We start from the raw sequence: 1,905 nt of genomic DNA, 5'->3' as shown, positions 1-1,905 counted from the left end.
GTCTCTTATCGCTACAGACCAGCCATTATTTATGTCTTTTAATTCAATACAAATATTCCCATCAGATTGAATGACGCTTTCTGCATAAACCTCTACGGAAAGCATTAAAGCACCTACAAGACAGATGCCTTTTAACATCAATATATTAAGCATATGTATTTTTAAATTCATGGCAAGATCGTTCCTTTAAATAGAGGATCGTCTTTTTTGAAGGGATCTCCTGCCTTGTGACCGGCACCATCATCCTTGTAACGAAGGAAATCTTTACGATCATCAGAACCCCTTATGGAATCATAACCGCCAAACTTTTTGTCTTTCAAGTTAAGTGTTTGTGGCGTCCCATTCAATCCCACAAACTGCAATTTCCATCCATCATCACCAAGCTGTTTGTTCAGCATATTGACCTTCTCGCTCGAGCTAGAGAATGCGTTCGTGTTACTGCTACTCTCTTTTGTCGCATTAAATTTCTTGAGTAAAGGCTCAAATTCTTCCCAGCTATGTGCGTTAGTCTTATTGCCCGACAGTGCAGTCATTCTATTAAACACCTGATGCTCCATCTCTAATGTTCGGGCTTCGTTATATTTCCAATTAGCACCACCAGTGTAGTCTCCGGTTTCTGGATCGTACTTACTAAAGTCTTCGTTATAGGTGTGATCCGGCGAGTGTAATTGCAAGGCATGTCCCCAGCCGCCATTGACTTGTATGGGTGTATTGTCGGCCTTGCGATGACCGTAAGTATCTTCGAAGGCATGCAGATATTCGCCGAACATGACGTCGCCTGCACAGTCACTACCCACTTCTCGCGCATTCTCGGCGGCGGACTTCAATAGCTGTAACTGTGCGTTGTCGTTCGTACCGTTGAGGTAGCGCGTGGCGGGATCTGAACTCACGTCGTCTCCCACACCTTGAGTGAAATGGTATTTAGATAGCCGATTCTGTTGCCCGGCATTGTCGAACAGGATGGTAGCAACGGTGCCGAGCAATGACGGTTTCGTTGGCTGTGTGTCAGGATTATCATCTACATATTGCGCACCAGTGGCAATGATGTAGGCGCGTTTAGCATCGACTCCGGCAGCACGCGCTAAGAAATACGTCATGTAGAAATGGATATCTTCTTCATACAAACCAAGCGGATCGATATTGATCAACGGATTGGAATTCACATAACTATACGGATTGATCCCACCCTCGATACCTATCGGGTCGGGTGTGCTGTACCTGCCCAGTTGCGGATCGTAATCGCGGTAATAGTTTTGATGTAAGCCGGTCTCGGCGTCATAGACTTGTCCTGGCAAACGCAAGTTCATTTCAAAGGCTTTGGTGTTGGTGTTGGTATTGGCACTACCATTACTTTGTCCGGTCTTCATCATCGCTGCATAGCGGATCGTTGCCATGCCAAACGGTGTGGTGTCGGCTTGCCAGACGATCTGTTGTGCTTCATCCGTGACCATTTGCGGTGTGCCTACATGGTCGGTGTGGATGGCGTAGATACTGGCTAGCGTGTCGCTGGCGTCTGGTTCAGTTGATTTGAGGAGGCCGCCCAAGCTGGCGATAGTTTTCCAGGTTTGATGCTTGGTACTGGTATTGGCGCTCATCTCTATCTTGGCGATTGGTTTGCCGTACAGATATACATAATGCGCCGTGATACGACCTTCGCTGTCGGTCTCTGCAGAGAGTCGTTGATCGCGGTAGAGGCTGTAGCTGGTGCTGCCGGTACTGCCGGTTTTGTCGGCTGCGTCGGCGTCCGTGTAGACCGTCTTAGCAATACGTTCGCCCTGGACGTTGTAGTCGTAGCTGGCCGGCGTCCAGCTAGCTTACACCGCGTACTTTCATGAAACAGTATCATTTCTATCTTTCTATTTTGGGATGCACAAATAGTCTAAAACGGCCATATTTTGGTTGTTG

General features: G+C 47.5%; 2 protein-coding genes. One reads left to right on the top strand and one right to left on the bottom strand.

The window, feature by feature from the left end; translation table 11 throughout:
* Nucleotides 1-167 precede the first annotated feature (167 nt).
* Entirely contained in the window at nt 168-1,595 is a 1,428-nt protein-coding gene (locus AAKU61_RS22510; protein ID WP_354335858.1) for a DUF6765 family protein, read from the bottom strand.
* A 39-nt stretch (nt 1,596-1,634) separates the two neighbouring features.
* Between AAKU61_RS22510 and AAKU61_RS22505 the strand changes: the two genes are divergently transcribed.
* Nucleotides 1,635-1,835, top strand: a complete 201-nt coding sequence (locus AAKU61_RS22505; protein WP_354335856.1) for a hypothetical protein — start codon at nt 1,635-1,637, stop codon at nt 1,833-1,835.
* Nucleotides 1,836-1,905: the final 70 nt, after the last annotated feature.

This window comes from Undibacterium sp. GrIS 1.2, assembly GCF_040544435.1.
Lineage (GTDB): Bacteria > Pseudomonadota > Gammaproteobacteria > Burkholderiales > Burkholderiaceae_D > Undibacterium.
Note: the sequence above shows the minus strand (reverse complement) of the source record. Positions and strands in the feature narration are given on the sequence as shown.